Origin of the sequence: Bradyrhizobium sp. th-b2 (assembly GCF_000426785.1) — a bacterium.
In the GTDB taxonomy this organism is placed as follows: Bacteria; Pseudomonadota; Alphaproteobacteria; order Rhizobiales; family Xanthobacteraceae; genus Bradyrhizobium; species Bradyrhizobium septentrionale.
In genome coordinates this window covers 1-1,095 of sequence record NZ_AUGA01000269.1, presented here as the reverse complement: position 1 = coordinate 1,095, position 1,095 = coordinate 1, and the positions used below count along the sequence as shown (strand labels likewise).

The following is a 1,095-nucleotide window of genomic DNA, read 5'->3' as shown; positions in this document are numbered from 1 at the left end:
ATGGGTGGCGTTCTCAGGGCAACTCTCCAACGTCCTCACGATCACGGCTTCGATGCGGGCATCGTCAACCGTACGTGGCGCCCCGGAGCGCGGCTTGTCATGCAGCCCGTCCACGCGCCGCTCCGCAAAACGCCGCCGCCACTTGCCTACCGTCGATCGGTCCAGCCCCAGCTTGGCCGCTGAAGCTGCCGGCAACGCTGCGAGGCCCCCTGGAATCGAGGGCGTAGCCGGGGGAGGAGCAGCCGACATTATCACCGCTCGCGGCGAGTCTCCAGACGCGGCCGAAATTCGGGGTGAGGTGGGAGCCGATGCGATCGAGGCCCTTTGGGAGAATGTTCGCGCACAGCGGGTGCTCATGCAGGCCATCCTGCGAAATCGCCCGCAAACGCCGGTGGGACCAGGGCACAACCGCGGACCTGAATTTGCTCCCACCTTCGCGCAGGATTGGGTCGAAACAAACCGTTTGATCGAGCTGCTTTCCGAAGAGGGGCCACGCAGCCGGGCACGGGCCGGAGAGATTTTGGAGGTCGCGAGGTCGGCTGCGAATACAGCTGAGAGAGGTAAGACCGCGATCAGCGCCTTCGCACTTGGCGTAGTCGCAGGAGCTGGTCAATTTGTGGGCAACAAAGGCCTCGAAGCACTGACGAGTACTCCTTGGTTCAAGGCCTTCTACGCTCAGTTGGCCGATCTTGCTGCCGCGGCCATAGCTTGGGCCCACGCAATCCTATAGGGCGCGCACAGATCCTCGCTTCCGGCATGGCGACGCTATGAGTGGCTTCGGCGCGGCGGCGCCTTAAGCGACGCCGCGTCCTCGGTCCGAGTTCGCGCCGTCGCGCTTGGGGCGCGCGGCGCTCTTCATCTCAGCCCGACGATAAATGCGTCACGCTAATCTCCGTCAGGCTACCTATATCTATTATGTGACATGACGCATTTTTCCGTGACGCATTTTCACCAGCAACCACCTGCGCCACACCCAGCTTGTTCGACTTCGGTCGACCGTTAGGACGACCAAACCGGTCACGCTCTCGTTTCCTCTTTGCGCGCTCCTTAGCTTGCACGCGCTCACGCTCCGCCTTCGCCTCCGGCGAGAGCAAG

At 63.0% G+C, this 1,095-nt stretch carries 2 protein-coding genes; both read right to left on the bottom strand.

The window, feature by feature from the left end; genetic code table 11:
- A partial coding sequence (locus K359_RS60840) for a helix-turn-helix domain-containing protein (RefSeq protein ID WP_371261269.1) occupies window positions 1-249 on the bottom strand: 249 nt, incomplete at its 3' end.
- Between the two features lie 611 nt (window positions 250-860).
- The coding region (locus K359_RS64170; RefSeq protein ID WP_210164130.1) for a hypothetical protein at window positions 861-1,095 on the bottom strand (235 nt) is incomplete at its 5' end.